The following is a 24,619-nucleotide window of genomic DNA, read 5'->3' on the forward strand; positions in this document are numbered from 1 at the left end:
GTTATTCGCTATTCCAAACATACGCAAAATTATCCTTCAATATGTAATATGGCCTGTTTTCAAGTTCCAAGCGTTCTTTTATTCTATGTATATATTGAGAAGAATTTGATCCGTCGATTAGGATAAAATCGGCTTTTATGTCTCTTGCTAAGGTTGCGTTTTTTCTGAGCAATAAGATTTTAGATTTGGAGGGGTGACTAGTCTGCGAATTTTGGATAAATAAATCGACACTGTCCATTAACTGGATATATTGATTTTCTTTATCTGGTTTCAGATTTGTGAAATGAATATTTTTAAGTTCAGAATAGTTCTTCAAATCAGGCCATATATTGAATTTCAATGTTTTATGATTAATAGAATCACAGGAACTGATAAGATGTACCGATCCCGATTGAATGATGGCAAAACTGAAGTCCTTTTTAGTATTATAGAATTTGATTCCCTTGAAGGATTTATTCTCCATCCGCAATAATAAAGATGAAGCCATGGTAAAGATGGAAAAGATTAGGGAAAGGTAGGTCATTACTTTACGTTTAAACCGAATTGCGAATAAGAACAAGAGAATACTTAAATAGGCTATCCAAGTGAGGGTTGAGTTTAAGGGAATGCCCTTGATGCTTGAAAAGGGAATAGCATCAATTAGTTTCAAGAATTCAAAAGTGCATTTGATACATAGGCTAAGGCATTGTCCAAAGAAAATATTTAAATGTTCGAACGGAGAAATTGCGAGAAGGGCAGCAATAATCAGAATTAAGGTCGAAGGAAATGTGATTAAGATATTAGAAATCAGGAATGAGGTTGGAAATTGGTGGAAATAATAAATAGCTAAGGCGGTGGTTGTGATTTGAGCAGAAAGAGACACATAAACCAGATCCAGGATCGTATTAGCTATTTTATGTTTTGTATAAAAAAGACCTTTCAAAATGGGTTGAAAAACGAGAATTCCAATGACAGCGAGGTAGGATAATTGGAATCCAATATCGAATAACATATAGGAATCATATAGCAGAAGCAGGAATGCGGATGAAAAGACGGCGTTTAATGAAACGGGGACCTGATATCTCCAATAACCTATCAAGAATAGACTAAACATGACTGAGGCTCTTAAAACCGCCGGCACGAATCCACAAATCATTGCATAGAACCAAATAAAACAAAAGATAAAACCAAGACGGAAGTTTCTGTTTTTAAAAAGAAGGTCAGAAGGTTTTAAGATTAAGGTCAAAAACCAAAACATCATACTAACGTGGAATCCTGAGACGCTCAGTACATGGATTGTTCCGGTGTTTGAAAAGACCTCCATAATATCATCAGATATTTCGGATCGATAGCCGAAACTAATGGCGCTTCCTATTTGAAAGGTCGCCTGATCATGAATAAATCTTTTAAATTTCTTTTGAAGGATCAATTGCAAATCTAGTAGCCAATTTTCCAGGAGATTTTTCTTTTCGTTATTATGGATGATTAAATGGTTTATTGGAATAAATACCTGATAATTCACAGCTTTCGTTTTGAGGTATTGCGAATAATCAAATTGATTAGGATTATATGCAGGCTTTAAAGGTTGGATTTTTGCATGAAATTGCAAAAAGTCGCCTTTTTTAACTGAAATAATGGTCGAATCTTTATCCCAGATATTAGCTATAGCCAAAATGCTCAACTGTTTTTTACCTGAGAGATGATTTAGATGAAGGATTTCAATTTTTGCACGCAGAATTTCTCCATGTCGGATTGGGTTATCTAATAGTCTGGCGGTGCATTGGCACATTTTATCAAGAACTGGCTTATCCCAAGAAAACTTACTAGCCATACTTAGCATTCCCAGACAAAACAAACTGGGAAACAGCAATAAATTAAGGCGAGATTTTTTATTTGTGAGATAAGATAAGGAACTAAGAAGTAGAAGGAAGATTATGCAAAAAATCAAGATTAGGAAACCTGAATAAGTCCAAGGAATGGAAAATGCCGTTAAGATTCCAGAAGAGAAAAACAACAATATTCGAAAAAAGGGGATTTGGTTATATTTGAGGGATTGTATTTCATGCATTACCAAGCGTATCGTATTTGAACCTTGAAGTCTGATTTATTATTTCCAATAATTTTGTCAAGACCCGAGCCGAATTCTTTCAGGTTTCCATAGGTCGTAATTGCATACCTGAGCCAAATATCAAATCCTTTTAAGGGTTTAAATTTTTGATTGATGTAGAATCGAAATCCTTTCCTAAAATATGAAGGAAAGGAAAAAGAGTAGAGTACATCTCGTTCATAGGCAAATAATCGGGCCTCATAGGAATCAGCATTGAAATAAGCGAATCGTAAGTTACCGCCCATTTTCCATCTGGGTCTGTTCCAGATGAGATCTTGAAAAACAAAAAAGCCATATTGTTTGGCGACCATGGATTTATGAAATTGCTTTCCTTCCATTTGATTTCCAATCTGCAGATTTCGATTTAATTTAAAAAGGAAACTGATTCTAGCTTGTTGTCTAGCCACATCAGCAATTGGATTTACTGATTTAAAATGGCTAGGATAATTTTCTTGATAAAATTTATATTGGTATCGCAGTTTTAGGTGACCTTTTTTATACCAGATATAGCTCAATTGACTTTGACCATGTACAGAAGAAGAAGGACTACTGGTTCTGAACTTTAACCAAGGAAATTGTACATAATCTAGTTTATTGATCCATTCGATATTACGATTAGGATGAAAGGAAATACTAGCAGACCATCCAATTTCATTGGCGAGATTTGATTGCTCCTGAAAGGATTGGCCAAAGAAGCTATGATAACTTTTTCCATAATTACGATATGCGAGTGAGGCCGAGAATTTTCTACCGAGACCGGCTATTAACCCATGGTTATTCGCCCACCCCGCTCCTAATGAATAAGCCGATTCACCAAAAGCTAACAGATTATAGAGGTTGTATTGGTAATACATGGAAATATTATGGAGGTTAGTTCCTTCAAACCTATATCGACTATAATCGCGGTTATTCAATTTCAGGTACCTGTCAAATTGAGTACTGAGAAAGTTGAGTCCAACTTTAAATTTTTCGGGTTGAAAACTCAAGTTTACACCATATACCAACTGTTGTAAACTATGGCGGTTCTTTAATTCAGAAGGGGTCCGGTGTAATCCAGAATAATTTATACTGCTGACAAAGGGACGATTGCCTTTTGCATGGATACTCGCAGACAAGTGATTATAAGCGAGAAAAGGAGTAACATTCAAATTCTTTATTCTGAGTTGAGCAGCCATTCCACGCATAAATTTGTTTTCCATCAAGCCAGTATGTGCCTTAAGTCCCAATCCATTTTGCATAATATGAGCTACTGAAGCCCCCTTTCCAAAGACAGGACCATTCCAAAGGGCAAGTCCCTGTCCATATTGCAATAAGTAATCTCCGAGGATTATCTTTTCGAACCTCCCAATTTTATGGATGCTGATCGATCCAGAATAATGGTCAAAACCTTGGGTTTGCTTCTCTTTGAAAAAGGGTTCGCCGGTGTCCTTTTTCATATTGAGGGCAAATTTGAATCCTTCTGACCAGTTCCACCTCAATCTGTTGATAACCTTATCTGGACTTCCTAAATATCGGGATCGTTTGGGGTCTGATATTTCATAGCCTCGGGGTACTTGTAGACCACGACCATAGGTCAGCATCCAGGAACCGGATGCTTCTTTAATCATTTTAGGGATAGTTGATTTTCCTTCCAGGAGATCCTCTTTGACCTTAATAAAGGGTAATATTTGTTCATACACTTCAGCATTGATACTTGGAATTACTTGAAGTTCCAGGGTTGAGATAAAGGATTTAATTTTATTTCGATGGGCTAAAATTTGTTGGATTTGTAATTGAGAAAGAAAGATTAATTGTTTAAAGTCCTGCTCAGTAGCCTTATTCAAGTCCAACGGTCTTCTTTTTAACTGGGCTAAGACTTCAGCATATTCTGAGATATTGTGGGATGATTCAGTTTCATCGAGGATTTGGCTGGCTAGAATATCATCGACATCATGTTGAGATTGGGCGTAGAGGGTAGTTGAAAAATGGAGGGTAATAATAAGAGTACAGAGTAAAGTAAGAGGGTATTTTAATTGAACCATACCACATAGCGAATTAATGATTGTGTATGGAAATAAATATAGGACAAGACTATTATCTTAAAATCAAAGGTTCTTTAAACAAATTGAAAGGGTACGAGACTGTATAAGAAATTTAGGTAAAGGCGGGGGTATTAAATAAAAAAAGCTGCCAAATGGCAGCTTTTCAATATGTTAATTTCTAAAAAGAATTAGATATCAATTTTAGCATAACGAGCATTCGCTTCGATAAATTCACGACGAGGAGCAACTTCATCACCCATTAACATCGAGAAGATACGGTCACACTCGGCAGCATTTTCAATTGTTACTTGGCGTAATGTACGTCTTTCAGGGTCCATTGTAGTATCCCAAAGCTGTTCAGCATTCATTTCACCAAGACCTTTATATCGTTGAACATGAACGCTATCTTCTTTACCTGCACCTTTTAAGCGTTGGATTGCGGCCAAACGTTGGTCTTCCGTCCAAGCATATTCAAAGTCTTTACCTTTTTTCACAAGGTACAATGGCGGAGTTGCGATATAGACATAACCATTTTCGATCAATTCTTTCATGTATCGGAAGTAGAATGTCAACAACAAAGTTGCGATGTGCGATCCATCGACATCGGCATCCGTCATGATGATAATTTTATGGTAGCGAAGTTTTTCAACGTTCAATGCTTTGGAATCTTCGGCAGTACCAATACTTACCCCAAGCGCAGTGAACATATTTTTGATCTCTTCATTTTCATAGATCTTATGTTCCATTGCTTTTTCCACGTTGAGGATTTTACCTCTCAAAGGCATGATTGCTTGAGTAGCACGGTCACGACCTTGTTTGGCTGTCCCCCCCGCGGAATCTCCCTCGACGAAGAAGATTTCACATTTTTCAGGGTCACGATCCGAGCAATCGGCAAGTTTTCCTGGCAGGCCGGAGCCCCCCATTACGGTTTTACGTTGCACGAGCTCCCTAGCTTTACGAGCAGCAGCACGAGCCTGAGCCGCAACGATTACCTTCTGAACGATTAATTTAGCTTCCCTAGGATTTTCTTCAAGGTAAGAGCTTAAGATTTCACCTACGGCCACATCTACAGCCCCCATTACCTCGGAGTTTCCTAATTTTGTTTTCGTCTGTCCTTCAAATTGAGGTTCAGCGACTTTAACAGAAATTACAGCGGTCAATCCTTCACGGAAGTCATCCCCTACAATTTCTACTTTTAAGTTTTTCAATAAACCAGAATCATCGGCGTATTTTTTCAAGGTACGGGTTAATCCTCTACGGAAACCAGCAACATGAGATCCACCTTCGATAGTATTGATATTATTAACGTAGGAATGTACATTTTCAGAGTAGGTATCATTGTATTGAAGGGCTAGTTCCACAGGAACACCTTGTTTAATACCTTCTACATAGATAGGTTCAGAAATTAAAGGCGTTCTATTGCCATCCAAGAATTTCACAAATTCTTGAAGACCACCTTCAGATAGGTAGACATTTTTCCGGAACTCACCATTATCAAGGATTTCTCTTTCATCGATTAAGGTTAAAGTAATTCCTTTGTTTAGGAAGGAAAGTTCTCTTAATCGGTTGGCAAGCGTATCGTAATTAAAGATTAAGGTTGTGGTGAAAATTTCGGGATCCGGTTGAAATGTAACAATGGTTCCAGTTACATCACTGACACCGATTTCTTTTACATCCGCTTGTGGTTTACCTTGTTCATATTCCTGAACAAAGATTTTACCTTCTCTATGCACTTCGGCTTTTAAATGGGTAGAAAGGGCATTCACACAGGATACCCCGACACCGTGTAAACCTCCAGATACTTTATAAGTATCTTTATCGAATTTACCACCGGCGTGTAATACCGTCATTACAAGCTCTAAAGCAGATTTTTTTTCTTTTTTATTGATTCCAGTTGGAATACCACGTCCATTATCACGTACCGATATACCGTTGGATTTAAGAATGGTTACTACGATATCGTCACAATAACCGGCAACAGCTTCATCGATAGAGTTATCGACTACTTCATAAACCAAGTGATGTAGGCCTTTTACGCCTGTATCACCGATGTACATGGAAGGGCGCTTACGTACAGCTTCTAATCCTTCTAATACCTGGATATTATCCGCTGAATACGTAGATGCATTTTTGTTTTCTTCGCTCATGAAAATCTTTTAAAATTACTGTTGATTAACTTTCAAAAATACGAAAAATTCCCCTAATAATCAAATAAAAAAGGCAACGTGGACGAGCAAAATTAACATTATTTAGGGATTTAAAATGGATAGGAATTGGAGTTGATTTTAGAATAATTGAAAATTTTATATTAGGTTTGTCCTTAAGAAAATCGAAATATAAAACAGAGAATGAATAAACTATTAAAAATCACCTTAGGTTTAGTTGCTACAGCAGCCATCGTATCTTGTAATCAACAAGCGAGTAACCAACCTGAAAAAACGAGTACAGCTCCTACCACTACGGTAACAGCAGCTGATCCTATTGACAAAATTGCCTATGTAAATTCAGATACTTTATCTGAGAAATACCAATATTTTAAAGATGTTCGCACGAAATTAGAGGCGAAAGTAAAGAAAGCACAGAGCGATCTACAAGCAAAAGGACAAGCCTACCAACGTGAATTAGCAGAATACCAACAAAAAGCGGCTTCGATGAGTGCATCTGAGCGTCAAGCTACCGAGGAGCGTTTGGTTAGACATCAAAATGACCTAGGCCGTATGGATCAAAATGCTTCTTCATCAATTGCACAAGAAGAGCAAACAGAATTCACGAAGGTTTATACAACAATCACGGATCATTTGAAAAAGCATTCCGAAGAGAAAGGCTATAAATTAGTTCTTACCTATTCAAAGACTAATCCAGCTGTTTTATATGCAGATCCTAAAATGGACATCACTAATGAAGTGTTAGGAGCTTTAAACAAAGAATATAGTGACAAAAACGCTGCTGCTAAAAAGTAAGCAGAACGGAAAAACATAAGATAAGCCTCGATTCGTCGAGGCTTTTTTTATGTCCAAAGATTGCCTTGGCTACCAAATCAAATTTGTAATTTGCTATAAACTCTGTAAATTTCATCTTAAATCGATATACATGGTACGACATATTCTCAGTAAGGAAGAAAACGGTTATGATTGGTACGAGATCCTAGATCCTACATTAGAGGATTTTACGGAGCTGAAGGCAAAATACAATTTGAATGATGCGTCGATAAAAGACTGTTTAGAAATTGGCCATTTACCTAAGATTGAGGAATTTGAGAATTATCATTTTTTAATTTTACGTTCCATTGCGGAATCCTTTCCTGAGAATTCAGACACCCTAGCAGATATCACCTTACGCATTTCCGTTTTTTATGATGAGGATTTTATTATCACTGTGCATAGAAATGAGATCAAGCTTCTGAACGAGTTGATTGAACTGGACAAGAGCAATAAGAAACTAAAATCCAGCAAGAGCCTGGTAAACAGCTTAGTTTCGCAATCCTTAAAAACATTTGAGAATTTGGTCATCAATGATCTTGCAGAGAAACTCGATGACTATGAGGAGATTGTGTTTTTACACCGTAAAAGGAAGCCATTTTTAATGAAGCTGTATTATTTAAAAAGACAGGTAGATTTAATCAAAATTATCTTGACCTTATATAAAGATATAGTGGATTACTTCCATATGCCTGAATATCAAAATATTTATACACAAGATTTGCGGGATATCTACTCCAGGACAAATACTTTGTTCAGGAACATCGGGGAAAACACGGCCCAGTTGCTTTCGGTTTACTTTAATATTGAGTCCAATCATACCAATGAGATCATGCGTATTCTAACGATTATCTCGGTATTTTTCATGCCATTAACTTTTATTGTTGGAGTTTATGGAATGAACTTCAAATATATGCCAGAATTGGAATGGCTACATGGCTATCCAGCTGTTTGGATCTTGATGCTGTCAGTTTCCGTGATGATCTACATCTGGTTCAAAAGAAAGAGATGGTTATAGTAAAGGGGATTTTTTAGGGGTTGTTGCGACAAAATCTTTTAAGTAGAAGGGTTCGAAGTAGGCTACATCTTCGAATTGCTGATTTTGGAATTTTTCGAATGATTTTTGATCCTGGAAGGAAGCGAAAGAATCAAAATTCGGAACCACTTGAATCTGGGGATTATTTTCAAAAGTAGGAATAAACTTATCAGCCCCTGAGCCAAATAAAATCAAATCATAGCCTTGATCCAGATAATGGTCGAAAGTATTTTCATCTACAATCAGGGCTTCAGTTTCCTTCATCCAGGAACCATCAGCATTAAAAACTGCGGTATAGACCTCTCTCCTTCTGGCGTCGATCATAGGCAACAGAAGAGTTTTGCTATTCAGGTCTTGGCATTTGGCTTTAAACCCGCTGCACAAAGCTTCTAAGGTATTATTCGCGATTAAAGGGATATCCAATGCGTAGCAGAGTCCTTTTGCGGTAGATACGCCAATCCTAAGTCCTGTATAAGATCCAGGGCCCATACTTACTGCTACTGCAGCCAATTGGTTCAGGGAAACCTGCGTTTTTTCCATTAATTCCTGAATGAAGACTGTCAGCTTTGTGGCGTGAAGATTAGGTTCATTACCAATAACTGCGCCTATCTGTTTTCCGTGGTTCGACAAGGATACGGAGCAAAGATTTGTTGCTGTTTCAATAGCGAGGATATAGGAATTTGACATAAGGATTAAGGTACAGGATCATGTCCATGTCCCCCCCAAGGGTTACAGCGGACGATACGTTTAATAGTTAACCAGCCACCTTTGAAGGGGCCGTGTTTCAGGATAGCTTCTTTACCGTATTGGGAGCAAGTTGGGGAATATCGGCAACTAGCGCCTAAAAGTGGGGATAGAAAAAGTTGGTAAATCTTGATAATAAGGAGGAAAAGCCACTTTAGAGGCAGCTTAATTACTTTTTCCCAGATCAGATTTAGATATTTCATTTTCCAGTTTTGCGATTACCAGCTTCAGTTTATTTTTCAAAGTTTCATAGGGCAATTTATCATTGCTTACATACTGAATAGCCAGGAACAAATTTACGGAATGCTGATTTAAAATGGAATACAATTGAGGTTTCTCGATTCTATAGCATTCACGCATCAGTCTTTTCAGGGCATTCCTATCGACGGCTTTTTTGAATCGTTTTTTAGGGACGGATGTAATGACTTGAGCGGGGAAATTTTGTTCAGGGTTTGCGGGTTTAATGAGGCAAACTATTCGAAAAGGATATACAACAAAAGAAGAACCATTATGGAAAAGATCGTCAATAGATCTTTTGCTACATAATCGTTCTTCTTTTTTAAATGTATATTTTTTCATCACGATGACCATAAAGCCGGCTAAAACAGCGCGGTCCCTATATCACCGGCGAGAGTAAAATTAACCTTTGTGACGGCTTTCGTCAGAAACTGAAAGGCGTTTTCTTCCTTTTGCTCTACGAGCAGCAAGTACTCTTCTACCATTTGCAGAGCTCATACGCTCTCTGAATCCGTGTTTATTTCTTCTTTTTCTTTGCGAAGGTTGAAATGTTCTCTTCATGACGCTATTATGCTTGTTTTTATACTTTTTACCAAATTATCCCTCAAAAGAGGAATGCAAAAATAAAGTTTATTTCACAATTACGCAACACTCTGAATCTAATAAATAAAAAAAAGCAAATTATTTAGGCGAATAACCCTCATAATTTGCTTTGGAGCGAGAATTTGCTACTTATTTATTTTTTAAGATATCGCGAATTTCTGTAAGAAGTGTTTCTTCTTTAGTTGGAGCAGGAGCTGCTTCAGGTTCTTTCGGTTCTTCTCTTTTCAAGGAGTTGATTCCTTTAATGACCAAGAAAATACAGAAGGCGATAATTAAGAATTGAATTAAGACATTGATGAAATTACCATAAGTTACGGCTACTTCGGCTACTCCTGCAGCTTCATTACCTTCTTTAATGATATATTTCATGCTAGAAAAATCAACACCACCGGTAATAAAACCAATTGGTGGCATAATGATATCATCTACTAAGGAAGTAACGATTTTTCCGAAAGCACCACCAATAACCACACCGACAGCAAGGTCAATAACGCTTCCGCGCATAGCGAATTCTTTAAATTCTTTTAAAAATCCCATAAGTTTAAATTGTCTAAAAAGTGAATATAATGTATTTAAATAGTTTTAATTTGTAAATAGTTGAGCATGTGATAATCTTACAAAAAAAGCTGTTTACAATCAGAAACTAAAATTAATTTCAAAATAAATGAGTAATTTTATTGAGTGCTCAATTTAAAAGTTTAAAATAATTTTAAAATTAATTGAATACATTTAAAATTATTATATTTGAGGAAACAAATTAACTACTAAATACAATTTTTCAAACCAATCCTAAAGTTGAAAAATTCGTACAAATGGTGAATCTAGGTAATTTGTGTAAAAATCTTTATGAAAAAAATATTAATAGCCGACGACCATATCATTGTGCGCTTGGGTGTTTCTACCGCGATTAAGGAAACTTTAAAAACGGTTGAAATTGTTCATGCTCAAACATATGATGAGGTATTTGTACAATTAAAAACGACTAGCTTCGACTTACTTCTACTAGACATTAATATGCCGGGTGGAAATAATATTAAAGTAATTAAAGAGTTGTTGGATATTCAGCCTGATTTAAAGATTCTAGTATTCTCATCCTACGATGAGACCTTATATGCTCTTCGTTATATTGAAGCTGGAGCAGCGGGGTATGTGAATAAGACCACAAGCATGACTGAGTTCACAAATGCGATTAACAGCATTTTCGAACGCGGTCGTTATATGTCTGAAGCCATCAAGGATCTGTATGTTCAGAAGTTGACTACCAGCAAATCAAAGGTTGACAGTTTAAACCCACTATATAAGCTATCGAATCGTGAAATGGATGTTGCGAGACACCTTATTGAAGGATTAGGAATTATTGAGGTTTCAAACAGGTTGAATCTGAGCTCATCAACTGTAAGTACGTACAAGAGTAGAATTTTCGAAAAACTGGGTGTACACAACATTCCAGATTTAATATCGCTATTCAAGATGAATGCAGATAAGGAATAACCAAATGGTTATTCCTTATTTTTTTATCCTTCCATATGGTCAGGATAATTCTTCTATGCTTCGTACAGGAATATCTTTTCTGGAGATTTCCTTTAGCTTGCTTTGCTCGGTATATTGGTACCCATTGTCACCTAGTTTCCATAACAAAGGGGATAAGAAGCTAATACAGGCTTTGGCTCCCTGGTTGATGGCAGCGAGGTTGTGGGTATCTTTGGAGTTTTTCGCTTCATTTTCGATTTCAAAAGGCCCTGAAAAGCCCCTATCATGAAGAACTTCTACGAAGCTGTTCCAATCCATATCATCCGTTCCACCGAATCCGGGCAACATGGCTGTATAATGATGTCGATCCCAATCATTTTGAGGAATAGAAACCCCGGCTAATTTTGCCAAGTCAGCATTTACCTGTTGCATGGGATACATTCCACCCCACTCTACCCTAGCTTTGCTACTCAGCATTCTGGTCGTTTTGACATGCACTCGTTTCAATCTAGAAATATCCATTTCTTCAATTACTTCGACAGGGTCTGTGTTTTGCCAGATATCATGAGAAGGGTCATAGATTTCACCATGTGCAGGACTAGGAATCATGGCATACATAAGTTTTCTAGCTGCCAAGACCCCTGGCAAGTTATTAAATGTGCTACTATATCGGGATGATCTCCAACCTTCCATTGGGCAGTTTTCATAGACCACAGTTACACCCAAATCTTCAGCATATCGGATAATAGGTTCAAATACTCGTTTATATTCCTCCAAGTTTTTTTGAAATCCATCGATTTGATTTCCTAGTTCATGGTTATAGCCTACAAAGGTTCCCACCATTACATCATTTTCATCGGCACCAAGCAGGTGAGCTATTCTAATGAGTTTTAAGAGGTGGTTTTGATTTTGACGTCTTTCTGCCTCATCGCCACCAATCATGTTCTCAAAAGCTCCTAAAGACAGCCTTAAGCCTTTAGAATTAAAGTTCTCTAGAGTTGCCTTAGCTTGATCAGGTCCAAAATGGTCATAATCGATATGTGTTGCGGTATGATCTGCTCGAGCACCATCTTTTCTAAAGGCGCATAAATCGATACCTTGAGCGCCAAGGTTTGCAGCGGTTTCGAGGAGTTCAGCTTGATTTAGTTTATCATAAGCGGAGCTCATGAGCCAGATTGGGTTTTGGATTTGTTTCATTATCGATCTAATTTATTCAAATATAAGCATAAAAAAAGCCCATAAATGGGCTTTGTACATTAATGAAGAAGCTTCACTATTTCTTGTTCTTAAGATCTTGAATTCCTAAGCGTAAATCTTGGGCTAAAGTTTTAATATCCTGTAGACCTTTTCTTACACGTGTGCCGGCTGCACTATTACCTTTTGCAAAAAACTTGTCTGCATCGTTTTCTAATCCGTCAATTAAAGACTTTAATTCCTTGAATTTATCAATACTTGCCATAACTTTTAGATTTATTTATAATTATTTATAGTAACTCACTTAAAATTAGCATCTTTTTTCTATAAACAAAACCTAAAACACCAAAAAGGTGACCTTTTCAAGCCACCCTTTATTTATTAAATAGGATAAGATTAATCTACGTTATCGTGTAGGAAAGAGTTGTTTGGTCTGATTTCAGTTTCACCATCATCAAATGACAGGGTAAAACGAGAGACTTGAGATTCAGATGAATGCGGAACATCATCTAATGTTTTTTGCTTTCTTTTATAAGCAGGTTCATTTTCAAGTTCTTGAAGACCGTTAGAAGATTTCAATTTCATGCTCAACTCTTTAAGGCGCAGGATTCGTTCCTTTGTTTTCAACAATTGATCTTCGAAATTACTTTCTTCTTTTTTAGCTTCTTCCAGTTCGATTTCAGCTTTAGGCTGAACTGTTTCTTTTACTGGTTCAGGTTTAACCTCTTCTTTTTCATCAGCAGGGTTGTATGCATCAAAAACAGTAGGTAATTTAAACTCAAACAAAGAAGGAGAAGTTTTCAATTCAAATCCGTGTGGATTTGGATCTTCTTGCACTTCTTCAGCATCAGAATTATCATCCAATTCCAAAGTGTGACGCACAATTTGGGAATCGTTTTTTTCTACAGCATTAGCTTGTTGCGCAGCTACAGCAGTTTTGTTGGAGAACAAATCTGTTTGCGGCGCTTGGTTAGATGGAGAGTCAACTGGGGTACTTGGTTTTACGAAAGCACTTGCTTCAGTATTTGCTCTATCTACAAATTGATTGGTTGCTACGGGTTTAACGAATGCAGAAGTTGAAACCTCCGGAGTCAAAGGGATGGCGATTTTTTCCATTTCCTTTTCCTTCACACGTTCTTCAGCAGTTTGAAAACCAGTTGCGATTATAGTTACAGAAAGTTCTTCTTCGTAGTTAGCATCAATACAGTTACCCCAGATTAAGTCAGCTGATAGGCCAGCTTTTTCTTGGATATAATCCGTAATGATAGCTACTTCATCCATTGTTACTTCGCGAGTACCGGAAGTAATATTTAACAGGATATAGCGAGCACCTTCAATTTCATTATCTTTTAATAGTGGAGAAGCCAACGCGCCAGTTACAGCATCTAGAGCACGTTGTTCACCTGTTGCCACGGCATTACCCATGATCGCAACACCAGAATCGTTCATTACGGTACGAACATCTTTAAAATCGACGTTCACATATCCTGGGATAGTAATGATTTCAGCAATACCTTTAGCCGCAGTGGTCAAGATATCATCTGCTTTAGCAAATGCAGCTGTCATTGTCAAGTTTCCAAAGATTTCACGCAGGCGGTCATTAGAAATCACTAAATAAGAGTCTACGTATTTGCGAAGCTCACCTAGACCATCTTCAGCTTGCATACGACGGCGTTTACCTTCGAAAGTGAAAGGAGTAGTAACGATTGCAACGGTCAAGATACCCAACTCCTTTGCTGCTTTAGCCAGCACAGGACTTGCACCAGTACCAGTACCACCACCCATTCCTGCAGTAATGAAAAGCATCTTGGTATTAGTACCTAACATACGTTTGATATCTTCAATACTTTCGATTGCTGAATTTTCACCAACATCAGGATCAGCACCAGCACCCATACCTTCGGTAAGACTTGCACCCAACTGCACCTTGTTTGGAATAGGGCTTAATTCCAATGCTTGTGCATCTGTATTGCACACGATGAAATCCACACCACTAATTCCTTGCTTATACATGTGATTGACTGCGTTTCCGCCGCCACCACCCACACCAATTACCTTGATAATTGATGAGTTCTCCTTTAACATTTCAAATTGTATCGACATATATTTTATCCTATTTAATTCTTCATCAAGCCTTTACGTTAACACAACGCAAGTCAACAATTCTAATGTAATATTACCAAAATCTTAACAAGAGTTTTCCACATTTGTTAAAATGTGGAAAAAACTAGCTGATGTTGATAATTATTTTTTTCCAATGTAAGTATCATTGTCTATATCGGCTCCATCTTTGATCCAATCGTTCAAAAAACGCGCTAACCATCCGTCCTTTTTATTTTGTCCGTCGGCTATATCTTGGATTTTAGTTTCTTTTTTATCCTTAGCTGGAGTGCCACTTTTAATGCTTTTCTCCTCGTTTCTTTTCTCTTCTTCTTCCAGCGATTGAATACCTTTAATCAATAGACCAATACCTGTAGCATACAATGGGCTTTTCAATTCGTCGAAAGCTTGTTTGTTCAACATATCAGTTTTTGCCAAGTATTCATTTGGATATCCAATACGGCAATCGATTCCAGTGATATATTCCACCAATTGTACTAAGTGTTTCAATTGTGCCCCACCACCAGTGATTACGATTCCAGCAATTAATTTATCTTCATATCCAGAAGATTTGATTTCATAGAACACATGTTCGATGATTTCTTCCATTCTTGCTTGGATGATATAAGCTAAGTTCTTTACAGAAATTTCTTTTGCTTCTCTGCCTCTGATTCCAGGGACACAGATAACTTCATTTTCTTTATTTTCATCTGCCAAAGCGGATCCGTATCTTACTTTCAATTGTTCAGCTTGATTACGCAATACGGCACAACCTTGACGAATATCTTCAGTTACGATATTTCCACCCAAAGGGATTACCGCAGTATGGCGAATAATACCTTCATGGAAGATAGCCACATCTGTAGTACCACCACCGATATCTACTAGCACAACACCTGCAGTTTTTTCCTCTTCATCCAACACAGCTTCGGATGATGCAAGAGGTTCAAGGATCAATTCAGAAACTTCAAGGTCGGAGTTATCCACACATCTCTTGATGTTTTTGATATCAGTAACGCGTCCGGAGATGATATGGAAATTGGCTTCCACTCTTCTACCAGCCATTCCGATAGGTTCTTTGATACCAGGTTCGTTGTCAATAGTAAATTCTTGTGGTAAAACATGAATGATTTCTTCTCCTGGAGGAAGTACTAATTTGTACATATCAGAAATCAAACGTTCGATATCAAGACGTCCGATTTCATCATCGTCATTCTTGGTTAAAATACCACGGTGTTGGATACTCTTGATGTGCTGACCAGCAATCCCTACATTGACCACTTTGATGTCAACGTTGGATTGACCTTCAGCCACAGCAACAGCTTCTCGGATACTAGTGACGGTTTTCTGGATGTTGGCAACAACTCCACGATTTACGCCGGCAGATTCCGCTTTTCCTACACCTAATAACTCAACCTTGTTTGATCCACTACGACGACCTACAGTCACGCAGATCTTTGTCGTACCGATATCCAATCCTACAATAATTGGATTTTCTTTTTCATTTTCTACAATTCTAGGTTTCATATGCTGTGTTTGATGCTGTATGTAATTTGTTTCTTAAATCTTCTTGTTCATTTTCATTTGTAGGCTATCAATAAACCAATCGCCTTTGCGTTCGCAGACAATTTGTCCACTGTACTTTACATTTACCTTGCTGTAGGCATCTGCTCCTACCCTAGGTAAAATATGGGTATAGAATTTCTTCAAACGGTCCAATTTGTAGTTTAAAGAATCTGCATTCCCAATAATCAATTGTTGACTTCCTACTCGAGGCACTATTTCAATATCTCTTTCATCATTTACGAATAGTTGTACAATTTGATTACTCCAAAGTTCATCCCCTTTGGTTTCTTCCACAATTCTCACCAAGTCTTTCACCAATTGGCTTTGAACAGGTTCCAGGGATTTTTTATAACCCTCCTTAATATTTCCGTTTGCCACCATAACATGCGGCACATATTTTAAGGTTACAGGAATTTTATTTCCTTTGGAGTCCACATAATACTCCTGACCTCCTTGATTGATGATTCTCACGACAACCTCGCGTTGTTGCACTGCCACTCGCATGGTACCATCCATATCCATATGAACATCAGCACTGGATACGTAAGGAGATCTTTTTAGCTCAGTTTCAATTTTATGCAGGGGCAAATCATTCAATTGCTTTCCTACTACATTTCCAAACTTCTCTTTGATCATGGATGAGATATCATTTTGATCAATGAAAGTTTCTTTACCTTCTACCATTACCTTTAAGGCGGTACATTCCTGAACTTGGTCTTTTTTATTGATCAAGCTCATCAACATTCCCACACCGACAATCGCCACTAGTCCTAAGAAAAAATAGCCAACTTGACGCCATTGTATATTTCTTATTCTATTTAACATGGTTCAATTCTTCTTTTAAAGGTTTAACCAGTTTATCAATATCTCCAGCTCCAACGGTCACCAATAATTCTGGGTTTTCAGTTTTTGCTATTTCCAACACTTCTTCAGGAGATACCAATCTTTTGTTCTCCAAATTGATTTTATTCAGAAGCCATGTTGAATCAACTCCTTCAATTGGCAATTCTCTAGCGGGATAAATTTCCATCAATAGTAATTCATCAGCCATTGCCAATACTTCAGCGAATCCATCCACAAAATCTCTAGTTCTGCTGAACAAGTGTGGTTGGAATACCACCGTTAATTTTTTCTCCGGATATAATTTTTTCATGGAGGTCAAAAATGCTCTCAGCTCTTCCGGGTGATGCGCATAGTCATCGATATAAATATTTTTATCTGTTTTTACGATAAATTCAAAGCGACGTTTTACACCTTGGAAATCGGATAATGCAGCGACAATTTTATCAGCTGAAATTTCCAATAGATGAGCAACTGTAATTGCGGCAACGGCATTTTCAACATTATGCAATCCTGGGATTCCCAGGTGAATATCTTTGATGGTTAAATCAGCAGAATGATAATCAAAATAGAATTCACCATTTTCCACTCTTACATTTTCAGCATAGGCATCACAAACTTGTTCACGAGCGTAAGAGATATCTCCAGAAAATGGAAGACCCACTTTCACGATGCTTTTACCACCATCAACCACTCGATCCAAGAACATTTCAAAAGAATTGATTAATTCTTGCGGATCACCGTAGATATCCAAGTGATCAGCATCTGCTGAAGTCACGATTGCGATATTAGGATGAAGAGTTAGGAAAGAACGATCATACTCATCTGCTTCCACCACTACTACATCATTATCGCCGAATAACACATTATTTTGATAATTTGTACTGATACCACCTAAAAATGCGGAGCAGTCAAATCCACTATGTTTCAATACATGGGCTACCATTGTAGAGGTAGTAGTTTTTCCATGGGTTCCAGCAACAGCAATAGTAAACCTACTTGCAGAAATAAAACCTAACACCTGAGAACGCTTAAATAGTTCATGACCATTGTCTTGAAAGAAAGCTTTCAATTTCAAGTCTTTTGGCACTGCTGGGGTGAAAATGATAAGGGTTTCCTCACTTGCCACTTTGAAAGCTTCCGGAATAGAATCAATATCGTCAGCATAGCTGATTGTCATTCCTTCCTCTTCCAAGGTTCTAGTAAGTTCAGTCGAGGTACGGTCATAACCAGCAACCTCACAGCCCAGACGACTAAAATAACGAGCCAATCCGCTCATGCCGATTCCGCCGATACCCAGTAGATAAACTCTTTTTATTTTGTCGATATTCATTTTCTATTTTTCTATAATACTCAATACTTCTTGTGCAATAACCTCATCAGCATCAGCAAGTGCCAACTTTAAGATATGCTCACTTAATGCTTTTTGCTTGGCATCATCCTTAAAAAGGTCCAACACAGTGTCGACCAATTCTTCCCTAGCAACATTGTCTTTAACCATTAAAGCAGCATTTTTCACCACCAATGCATTTGCGTTTTTTGTTTGATGGTCATCTGCCACATTTGGCGATGGCACCAATACCACTGGTTTACCAATCACGCATAATTCAGAGATTGTGCCAGCACCTGCTCTAGCGATAATGACATCCGCGGCAGCATAAGCATAATCCATACGCTCCAGGAATGGCATTAGTTTGATGGAATCAGGTAACTTATCAGCTAATTCAGCATTAAGCTTTTCGTAATAATAACTACCACATTGCCATATCACTTGAATTCCTGCAGCAACCAATTTATCCAAGCCAGCTTTAATACTATCATTCAAGGTCAATGCGCCAAGACTTCCCCCAGTGACCAATAAGGTTTTCTTATCGAGGTCTAATCCAAAGGCATGAATTGCTTCTTCTCTTTTGCCTTCAATAGCGACTGAGGATTTCCGGATAGGATTTCCTGTCATCAGTACTCTATCTGCTGGAAAAAATCTTTCCATTCCTTCATAGGCCACACAGATTTTTTTTGCTTTGGCACCTAACTTTTTATTAGTCACACCAGCATAAGAATTCTGCTCTTGAATTACTGTTGGGAGTCCCATCATATTGGCCATCATCAATAATGGACCAGATGCATAGCCTCCAACACCAATCGCTGCTTCTGCTTTAAAATCTTTAAGAACTTTTCTTGCCTTCCATAAGCTTTTTATCATCTTAAAAGGAAGACTAATATTTTTCAATGGCGATTGACGGTTTATTCCGGCAATATCCAATCCTACAATTTCATATCCAGCTGCAGGAACACGTTCCATCTCCATTTTTCCATTTGCTCCTACGAATAGGATTTCAATATCTGGAGACAGGTTTTTTAACGCATTGGCTATCGCAATCGCCGGGAAGATATGTCCACCGGTTCCACCACCACTTATGATAACTTTATGCGCCATTCAATATTTCAATTAGATAGTTCCAACTACCACTTTGCGTGGAGCTTTTTCAACTACTTTATCTTCTTTCACTTTTAATTCTTCAACATTACGGCTCACACTTAGGATAATTCCCAAGGCCACACTCGTAAATAAAATAGATGTCCCCCCCATACTCACCAATGGAAGTGGTACCCCTGTTACTGGTCCGAGACCTACAGCCACTGCCATATTCGCCAAGGCTTGAATGGTCAAGCTAAAGCCTAATCCAGCAGCCAGGAACGCCCCGAAGGCTCGCGGACTGAGCGTGACGATCCGGATACATCGATACATCAATGCTATATAGAGGAAGAGTAAAACGGCTCCTCCTATTGTTCCGTATTCTTCAATAATAATGGCGAAAATAAAGTCAGAGTATGGATGCGGCAATACATTTCGTTGCACCGAATTACCAACTCCTTTACCAAACATTTCACCAGTAGCGATTGCAATTTTCGCATTGTTAGCTTGGTAATTCTTATCATCCTGGAAAGATGTTTTACCATCATGAACTTCTTCTGTAGTGAAGAATCCTTGAACCCGGCTCATATATGTTGCGCGTCTCGGTCCTAAGAAAATCACAAGCATCAACAGCACTCCCCCACCTAAACATACCACTGCGATTTGCTTGAAACTGATTCGTCCGATTAACAACAACAATACACTAACTCCGAAAAGCATCAATGCGGTTGATAAGTTAGCCCATGCAATCAAAACGAAAACAAAACAAACGGCTCCCATAATTGGGATAAAAGACTTTTTAACATCCTTGATTTCCTCTTGTTTTCTAGACAACATTCTAGCTAAAAAGGTAATCAGCGCTAATTTTGCTAAATCGGAAGTTTGGAATGTTTGGTTGATTACAGGTATGGTTAACCAACGGCTAGCCTCATTTACCTTACTTCCAAACAGCAACGTGTATAACAACAAAGGGATTGTAATCACCATCAATAATTTGGAGATTCCAGCATAATACCGGTAATCCAATTTATGTGATAAATACATCATAACTAAACCAGCTACAACGATAAATAGGTGTTTGAATAAATAAAGTTCAGTACCTTTTCCTTCTTTGTAGGCTAAAGTTCCTACTGAGCTATATACAGCCAATAGTGACCAAATAGACAACAAGATCACAATGATCCAGATCCATTTATCGCCTTTTAGTTTAGAAAAAATGTATTCCATTGTTCCTCCTTAATTATAAAGTCATTACAGCTTCCTTAAATTTGTCACCACGATCTTCGTAGTTTTTGAACCAGTCAAAGCTGGCACAAGCTGGAGATAGTAATACTGTATCTCCTTTTTTTGCTAAGTGGGATGCAATTTGTACAGCATCACCCATAGACGCACTATTTACGATTACTTCGGTATCATCTTCGAAAGCTTCGTGAATACGTCCAGTATCTTTACCAATACAGATAATCGCTTTCACTTTAGATTTCACTAAATCTTTCAGCATTTCATAGTCGTTTCCTTTATCCACACCCCCCATGATCAAGACGATGTCTGTAGAGAAACTTTCCAATGCATACCACACGGAATTTACGTTTGTAGCTTTAGAGTCATTAATATAATTTACACCACCGATACAAGCGACATGCTCCAATCTGTGCTCCACATTCACAAACGACCCCATGCTTTCTTTCATCGTTTGGTTCCTCAATTCTTGAACCTTTGCAATCAGTCCTGAAGCCATGTTGTTGTAAACATTGTGCTTGCCTTGCAGTGATAATTCTTCAATATTCATGATAAAAGCTTCTCTATTTGGTGTTAAAATTTTCAAATTCTTCTCGTCGTCAAGATACGCTCCGGTATCTACTTTCCCTTCTTGTGTAAATGGCAGATGCATTGCTGCTGTAGGATGTTTTTCCAGTGCTGCCATTGTTTCCGGATCATCCTTACAATAGATAAAGAAATCCGAAGGTTTTTGATTTTGAACCATGCGGAATTTTGAAGCCACATAGTTTTCCATCTTATAATCATATCGATCTAAATGATCGGGTGTGATATTTAAAATCACGGCTACATCTGCTCTAAAGTGGTACATGTCATCCAGCATAAAACTGGATATTTCCAACACATAAGCATCATGTTGCTCTCTAGCTACCTGCAAGGCGAAGCTATTTCCAATATTCCCAGCTAATCCAACATTTAGACCAGCATGTTTCAACATATGGTAAGTCAACATCGTAGTTGTAGTTTTACCATTTGACCCTGTGATACACAATAATTTGGCATCGGTATATTGGGCGGCGAATTCTATTTCCGAAATTATCGGTAGACCTAAGCCTCTTAATTCTTTTATCAAAGGAGCCTTTTCTGGAATCCCAGGACTTTTAACGATTAAATCTGCATTGACAATCAACTCATTTGTATGTTGTCCTTCTTCAAATGCAATTCCTTCTTTTTCAAGGCTCGATTTATAAGCATCAGCAATGGTTCCCATATCTGACACAAATACATCGAATCCTTTATCTTTCCCTAAGATTGCTGCACCAACCCCACTCTCACCTGCGCCAAGAATTACTAAGCGGCCAGATTGTGGGTAATATGTATGTGCTATATTCGACATCTTCTACTATCTAACTTTCAATGTTACAATGGTTAAAATGGCTAACATAATGGACACAATAACAAATCGTGTCACGATTTTAGACTCATGATAACCTTTTTTCTGATAATGGTGGTGCAAAGGTGACATCAGGAAAATCCTTCTACCTTCACCATATTTCTTCTTCGTATACTTAAAGTAAGACACCTGAAGAATTACGGAAAGATTCTCGATCAGGAAAATCCCACACAATACCGGAATCAATAATTCTTTACGGATTAGAATAGCAAAGGCTGCAATGATACCGCCGATTGCCAAACTTCCTGTATCCCCCATAAACACTTGCGCGGGGTAAGCATTGTACCATAAGAAACCTGTACAAGCCCCTACAAATGCTCCGGCAAAAATCACGAGTTCACCCGAATTGGGGATAAACATGATATTGAGGTAATCAGCAAAGATGATGTTACCAGATACATAGGCTAGAATTGCCAAGGTAATCCCCATAATTGCGGAGGTTCCAGTGGCGAGTCCATCTATCCCATCAGTGATGTTTGCTCCATTCGATACAGCAGTAATAATAAATACTACGACGACCAAGAAAACAAAGAACGTTGCCAAAGGGCTATTGACGCCGAATACGTCCAACACTTTAGCGTAGTCAAATTCATTATTTTTATAAAAAGGAATGTTAGTCTTTGTAGACTTTACATTCTCAGCGTAAGTTTTTTCACCTGTTGAAGGATTAATAATTACTTCAACTGGTTTAGAAGATGTAGGATTTGCTACTTGCTGTCTAGCCACGATTTCAGGATGAAAATACATGGTGATAGCGATTAGAATTCCTAAACCAACCTGTCCAATTACTTTAAATTTTCCGGCTAGTCCTTCTTTATTTTTGCGGAAGACTTTGATATAGTCATCCAAAAATCCAATTGCACCCATCCAAACGGTTGTAATAATCATTAGGATGATATAGATATTATCCAATTTTGCAAAGAGCAATGTTGGTATTAAAATACCTGCGATGATGATTAAACCACCCATTGTTGGAGTTCCTTGTTTTTTCTTTTCACCTTCTAATCCAAGGTCACGAATAGTTTCTCCAACTTGTTTTTGATGTAGCAAACGAATTAATCTGCTACCGAATGCTGTTGTGATAATTAACGAAAGAATCACTGCCATGGCTGTACGAAACGAGATATATTGGAATAATCCAGCACCTGGAATATGTACGTGCTCGTTAAGCCAAGTGAATAAATAGTAAAGCATGCAGTTTAATTATGTTCGTTAAAAATCTTTATTAATTCTTCTTTATCGTCAAAGTGGTTTTTCACCCCATTGATATCTTGGTATTTCTCATGACCTTTTCCAGCTACCAGGATAACATCTCCGGGTTGAGCAAGATGAAAAGCGGCACGAATAGCCTCTCTTCTATCGGTAATTGAGAACACATTTTTTTTCTTATCAGCCGGCACTCCCACTTCCATTTCTTTGATGATTGTACCCGGATCTTCTGTTCTAGGGTTATCTGAAGTAAGCACAACCTTATCACTAAGCCGTGAAGCAACTTCTGCCATTTCTGGACGTTTGGTTTTATCACGATCACCGCCGCATCCAAGCACCGTAAATATCTGTTGACCAGTTTTTCTTAAGCTTCCGATAGTTTCCAAGACATTTTCAACCGCATCTGGTGTATGGGCATAATCCACAATCGCAACTACTCCAGTTGCAGATTTCAAGGTTTCAAAGCGGCCTTCTGCACCTGTAATTTCACTTAATGCCATTAATACTTTAACAGTCTCCTGTTCCAATAAAATAGCTGCTCCATATACTGCCAATAAGTTATAGGCATTGAAGTCGCCTACTAATTTTACCCATACCTCTTGGCCATCCACTTGCAATAACATCCCGTCGAAATGACTTTCAAGGATTTTCGCCTTAAAATCTGCCATCTGGTGTAAACCATAGGTCTTTTTATGAGCGAAGGTGTTTTGGAGCATTACTGATCCATTTTTATCATCAATATTCGTCAATGCGAAAGCATATCGATCTAAATCGTCAAAGAACTTTTTCTTTGCCTTAATGTAATTGGCAAATGTTCCGTGGAAATCTAAGTGATCATGGGTGATGTTAGTAAAGATGCCTCCAGCGAATTTTAGTCCAGCAATACGTTGTTGAACGATAGCATGGGAGCTTACTTCCATAAAACAATAATCACATCCGTCTTCCACCATTTCCTTCAATAATGAATTCAAGGAAATCGGATCTGGAGTTGTGTGTGTTGCAGCAATAACGCGTTCAGCGATTTGATTTTGCACTGTAGACAATAGTCCTACATGAAAACCCAGTTTGCTGAACAAGTTGAATAGCAGAGTAGCAACGGTTGTTTTTCCATTTGTACCAGTCACACCCACTAATTTCAATTTTGAGGAAGGGTTTCCGTAGAATGTAGATGCCATCACTCCCAATGTATAGGATGAATCTCCTACAACTACATAAACTACATCCTCCTTAATTTCCTCTGGTAATTCTTCCAGGACCACTACTGAAGCTCCTAATTCAATAGCTTTCGCTACAAAGAGGTGACCATCAGTTTGATGTCCACGAACTGCCACAAATGCACTGCCTTGAACTGCTTTTCTAGAGTCCAGGCAAAGCGAGCTAACCTCTGTTTCCAGAGAGCCACGGTAATCAATTACCGGTATAGCATGTAGCAACTCCTTTAATAACAT

At 38.0% G+C, this 24,619-nt stretch carries 22 protein-coding genes; 3 read left to right on the forward strand and 19 right to left on the reverse strand.

Annotated features, from left to right (window positions below):
• Position 1: 1 nt before the first annotated feature.
• From ACF3OC_RS14940 to gyrB, 3 genes are all read right to left on the reverse strand, one after another.
• Positions 2-2,047: a ComEC/Rec2 family competence protein gene (locus ACF3OC_RS14940; RefSeq protein ID WP_392469670.1), complete on the reverse strand. Its 2,046-nt coding sequence runs from the start codon at positions 2,045-2,047 to the stop codon at positions 2-4.
• Positions 2,047-4,107, reverse strand: coding sequence for a ComEA family DNA-binding protein (locus tag ACF3OC_RS14945; protein WP_392469672.1), 2,061 nt, complete (start codon positions 4,105-4,107; stop codon positions 2,047-2,049). Before ACF3OC_RS14945 ends, ACF3OC_RS14940 begins: the two co-directional genes overlap by 1 nt.
• 188 nt (positions 4,108-4,295) lie before the next feature.
• The gene (gyrB, locus tag ACF3OC_RS14950; protein WP_094256180.1) at positions 4,296-6,254 is read right to left on the reverse strand and encodes a DNA topoisomerase (ATP-hydrolyzing) subunit B; all 1,959 of its coding nucleotides are present in this window, start codon (positions 6,252-6,254) and stop codon (positions 4,296-4,298) included.
• A gap of 201 nt (positions 6,255-6,455) precedes the next feature.
• On the opposite strand from gyrB, the gene ACF3OC_RS14955 reads away from it, so the two are divergent.
• Entirely contained in the window at positions 6,456-7,067 is a 612-nt protein-coding gene (locus ACF3OC_RS14955) for an OmpH family outer membrane protein (RefSeq protein ID WP_392469675.1), read from the forward strand.
• Positions 7,068-7,197: 130 nt separating this feature from the next.
• Positions 7,198-8,103: a CorA family divalent cation transporter gene (locus ACF3OC_RS14960; protein ID WP_094256182.1), complete on the forward strand. Its 906-nt coding sequence runs from the start codon at positions 7,198-7,200 to the stop codon at positions 8,101-8,103.
• Here ACF3OC_RS14960 and tsaB read toward each other — a convergent pair.
• The 5 genes from tsaB to mscL form a co-directional block, all read right to left on the reverse strand.
• Positions 8,098-8,808: a tRNA (adenosine(37)-N6)-threonylcarbamoyltransferase complex dimerization subunit type 1 TsaB gene (gene tsaB / locus ACF3OC_RS14965; RefSeq protein WP_392469677.1), complete on the reverse strand. Its 711-nt coding sequence runs from the start codon at positions 8,806-8,808 to the stop codon at positions 8,098-8,100. The genes ACF3OC_RS14960 and tsaB overlap by 6 nt on opposite strands.
• A 5-nt stretch (positions 8,809-8,813) precedes the next feature.
• On the reverse strand, positions 8,814-9,068 hold the full coding sequence (gene yidD / locus ACF3OC_RS14970) for a membrane protein insertion efficiency factor YidD (RefSeq protein WP_094256184.1): 255 nt from the start codon (positions 9,066-9,068) through the stop codon (positions 8,814-8,816).
• On the reverse strand, positions 9,031-9,444 hold the full coding sequence (locus tag ACF3OC_RS14975; protein WP_392469680.1) for a ribonuclease P protein component: 414 nt from the start codon (positions 9,442-9,444) through the stop codon (positions 9,031-9,033). Before ACF3OC_RS14975 ends, yidD begins: the two co-directional genes overlap by 38 nt.
• Before the next feature lie 60 nt (positions 9,445-9,504).
• Positions 9,505-9,663 carry a 50S ribosomal protein L34 gene (gene rpmH, locus ACF3OC_RS14980; RefSeq protein WP_093098370.1) on the reverse strand — a complete coding sequence of 53 codons (159 nt, stop codon included), beginning with the start codon at positions 9,661-9,663 and terminating at the stop codon, positions 9,505-9,507.
• Positions 9,664-9,834: 171 nt separating this feature from the next.
• Positions 9,835-10,242 carry a large-conductance mechanosensitive channel protein MscL gene (gene mscL / locus ACF3OC_RS14985; RefSeq protein WP_094256186.1) on the reverse strand — a complete coding sequence of 136 codons (408 nt, stop codon included), beginning with the start codon at positions 10,240-10,242 and terminating at the stop codon, positions 9,835-9,837.
• Between the two features lie 309 nt (positions 10,243-10,551).
• Between mscL and ACF3OC_RS14990 the strand changes: the two genes are divergently transcribed.
• Complete coding sequence (locus tag ACF3OC_RS14990; RefSeq protein ID WP_094256187.1) at positions 10,552-11,196, forward strand: response regulator transcription factor; 645 nt, start codon at positions 10,552-10,554, stop codon at positions 11,194-11,196.
• Between the two features lie 39 nt (positions 11,197-11,235).
• Here the strand turns inward: ACF3OC_RS14990 and ACF3OC_RS14995 are convergent, their stop codons facing one another.
• The 11 genes from ACF3OC_RS14995 to ACF3OC_RS15045 form a co-directional block, all read right to left on the reverse strand.
• Positions 11,236-12,372: a sugar phosphate isomerase/epimerase family protein gene (locus tag ACF3OC_RS14995; RefSeq protein ID WP_392469683.1), complete on the reverse strand. Its 1,137-nt coding sequence runs from the start codon at positions 12,370-12,372 to the stop codon at positions 11,236-11,238.
• Between the two features lie 76 nt (positions 12,373-12,448).
• Positions 12,449-12,634 (reverse strand): histone H1, encoded by a 186-nt coding sequence (locus ACF3OC_RS15000; protein ID WP_094256189.1) that lies wholly within the window; start codon positions 12,632-12,634, stop codon positions 12,449-12,451.
• Positions 12,635-12,765: 131 nt separating this feature from the next.
• Complete coding sequence (gene ftsZ, locus ACF3OC_RS15005) at positions 12,766-14,472, reverse strand: cell division protein FtsZ (protein ID WP_094256190.1); 1,707 nt, start codon at positions 14,470-14,472, stop codon at positions 12,766-12,768.
• A gap of 141 nt (positions 14,473-14,613) precedes the next feature.
• Complete coding sequence (ftsA, locus tag ACF3OC_RS15010; RefSeq protein WP_094256191.1) at positions 14,614-15,996, reverse strand: cell division protein FtsA; 1,383 nt, start codon at positions 15,994-15,996, stop codon at positions 14,614-14,616.
• 33 nt (positions 15,997-16,029) lie between these two features.
• Complete coding sequence (locus tag ACF3OC_RS15015) at positions 16,030-16,860, reverse strand: cell division protein FtsQ (RefSeq protein ID WP_094256192.1); 831 nt, start codon at positions 16,858-16,860, stop codon at positions 16,030-16,032.
• On the reverse strand, positions 16,850-18,208 hold the full coding sequence (gene murC, locus ACF3OC_RS15020; protein WP_392469688.1) for a UDP-N-acetylmuramate--L-alanine ligase: 1,359 nt from the start codon (positions 18,206-18,208) through the stop codon (positions 16,850-16,852). Before murC ends, ACF3OC_RS15015 begins: the two co-directional genes overlap by 11 nt.
• A gap of 3 nt (positions 18,209-18,211) precedes the next feature.
• Positions 18,212-19,312: an undecaprenyldiphospho-muramoylpentapeptide beta-N-acetylglucosaminyltransferase gene (gene murG / locus ACF3OC_RS15025; RefSeq protein WP_392469689.1), complete on the reverse strand. Its 1,101-nt coding sequence runs from the start codon at positions 19,310-19,312 to the stop codon at positions 18,212-18,214.
• A gap of 12 nt (positions 19,313-19,324) precedes the next feature.
• Positions 19,325-20,518 carry an FtsW/RodA/SpoVE family cell cycle protein gene (locus tag ACF3OC_RS15030; protein WP_094256195.1) on the reverse strand — a complete coding sequence of 398 codons (1,194 nt, stop codon included), beginning with the start codon at positions 20,516-20,518 and terminating at the stop codon, positions 19,325-19,327.
• 13 nt (positions 20,519-20,531) lie between these two features.
• Positions 20,532-21,905, reverse strand: a complete 1,374-nt coding sequence (gene murD / locus ACF3OC_RS15035) for a UDP-N-acetylmuramoyl-L-alanine--D-glutamate ligase (RefSeq protein ID WP_094256196.1) — start codon at positions 21,903-21,905, stop codon at positions 20,532-20,534.
• Between the two features lie 6 nt (positions 21,906-21,911).
• Positions 21,912-23,156 (reverse strand): phospho-N-acetylmuramoyl-pentapeptide-transferase, encoded by a 1,245-nt coding sequence (gene mraY / locus ACF3OC_RS15040; RefSeq protein WP_094256197.1) that lies wholly within the window; start codon positions 23,154-23,156, stop codon positions 21,912-21,914.
• A gap of 5 nt (positions 23,157-23,161) precedes the next feature.
• Entirely contained in the window at positions 23,162-24,619 is a 1,458-nt protein-coding gene (locus ACF3OC_RS15045) for a UDP-N-acetylmuramoyl-L-alanyl-D-glutamate--2,6-diaminopimelate ligase (protein WP_094256198.1), read from the reverse strand.

Source organism: Sphingobacterium cellulitidis, from assembly GCF_043187465.1.
Classification (GTDB): domain Bacteria; phylum Bacteroidota; class Bacteroidia; order Sphingobacteriales; family Sphingobacteriaceae; genus Sphingobacterium; species Sphingobacterium cellulitidis.

Bases quoted from the DNA above. Each gene is read 5' to 3' on its own strand.
- ACF3OC_RS14940 (WP_392469670.1), bottom strand. From the start codon at position 2,047: ATGCATGAAATACAATCCCTCAAATATAACCAAATCCCCTTTTTTCGA.
- ACF3OC_RS14945 (WP_392469672.1), bottom strand. From the start codon at position 4,107: ATGGTTCAATTAAAATACCCTCTTACTTTACTCTGTACTCTTATTATT.
- gyrB (WP_094256180.1), bottom strand. From the start codon at position 6,254: ATGAGCGAAGAAAACAAAAATGCATCTACGTATTCAGCGGATAATATC.
- ACF3OC_RS14955 (WP_392469675.1), top strand. From the start codon at position 6,456: ATGAATAAACTATTAAAAATCACCTTAGGTTTAGTTGCTACAGCAGCC.
- ACF3OC_RS14960 (WP_094256182.1), top strand. From the start codon at position 7,198: ATGGTACGACATATTCTCAGTAAGGAAGAAAACGGTTATGATTGGTAC.
- tsaB (WP_392469677.1), bottom strand. From the start codon at position 8,808: ATGTCAAATTCCTATATCCTCGCTATTGAAACAGCAACAAATCTTTGC.
- yidD (WP_094256184.1), bottom strand. From the start codon at position 9,068: ATGAAATATCTAAATCTGATCTGGGAAAAAGTAATTAAGCTGCCTCTA.
- ACF3OC_RS14975 (WP_392469680.1), bottom strand. From the start codon at position 9,444: ATGAAAAAATATACATTTAAAAAAGAAGAACGATTATGTAGCAAAAGA.
- rpmH (WP_093098370.1), bottom strand. From the start codon at position 9,663: ATGAAGAGAACATTTCAACCTTCGCAAAGAAAAAGAAGAAATAAACAC.
- mscL (WP_094256186.1), bottom strand. From the start codon at position 10,242: ATGGGATTTTTAAAAGAATTTAAAGAATTCGCTATGCGCGGAAGCGTT.
- ACF3OC_RS14990 (WP_094256187.1), top strand. From the start codon at position 10,552: ATGAAAAAAATATTAATAGCCGACGACCATATCATTGTGCGCTTGGGT.
- ACF3OC_RS14995 (WP_392469683.1), bottom strand. From the start codon at position 12,372: ATGAAACAAATCCAAAACCCAATCTGGCTCATGAGCTCCGCTTATGAT.
- ACF3OC_RS15000 (WP_094256189.1), bottom strand. From the start codon at position 12,634: ATGGCAAGTATTGATAAATTCAAGGAATTAAAGTCTTTAATTGACGGA.
- ftsZ (WP_094256190.1), bottom strand. From the start codon at position 14,472: ATGTCGATACAATTTGAAATGTTAAAGGAGAACTCATCAATTATCAAG.
- ftsA (WP_094256191.1), bottom strand. From the start codon at position 15,996: ATGAAACCTAGAATTGTAGAAAATGAAAAAGAAAATCCAATTATTGTA.
- ACF3OC_RS15015 (WP_094256192.1), bottom strand. From the start codon at position 16,860: ATGTTAAATAGAATAAGAAATATACAATGGCGTCAAGTTGGCTATTTT.
- murC (WP_392469688.1), bottom strand. From the start codon at position 18,208: ATGAATATCGACAAAATAAAAAGAGTTTATCTACTGGGTATCGGCGGA.
- murG (WP_392469689.1), bottom strand. From the start codon at position 19,312: ATGGCGCATAAAGTTATCATAAGTGGTGGTGGAACCGGTGGACATATC.
- ACF3OC_RS15030 (WP_094256195.1), bottom strand. From the start codon at position 20,518: ATGGAATACATTTTTTCTAAACTAAAAGGCGATAAATGGATCTGGATC.
- murD (WP_094256196.1), bottom strand. From the start codon at position 21,905: ATGTCGAATATAGCACATACATATTACCCACAATCTGGCCGCTTAGTA.
- mraY (WP_094256197.1), bottom strand. From the start codon at position 23,156: ATGCTTTACTATTTATTCACTTGGCTTAACGAGCACGTACATATTCCA.
- ACF3OC_RS15045 (WP_094256198.1), bottom strand. From the start codon at position 24,619: ATGTTATTAAAGGAGTTGCTACATGCTATACCGGTAATTGATTACCGT.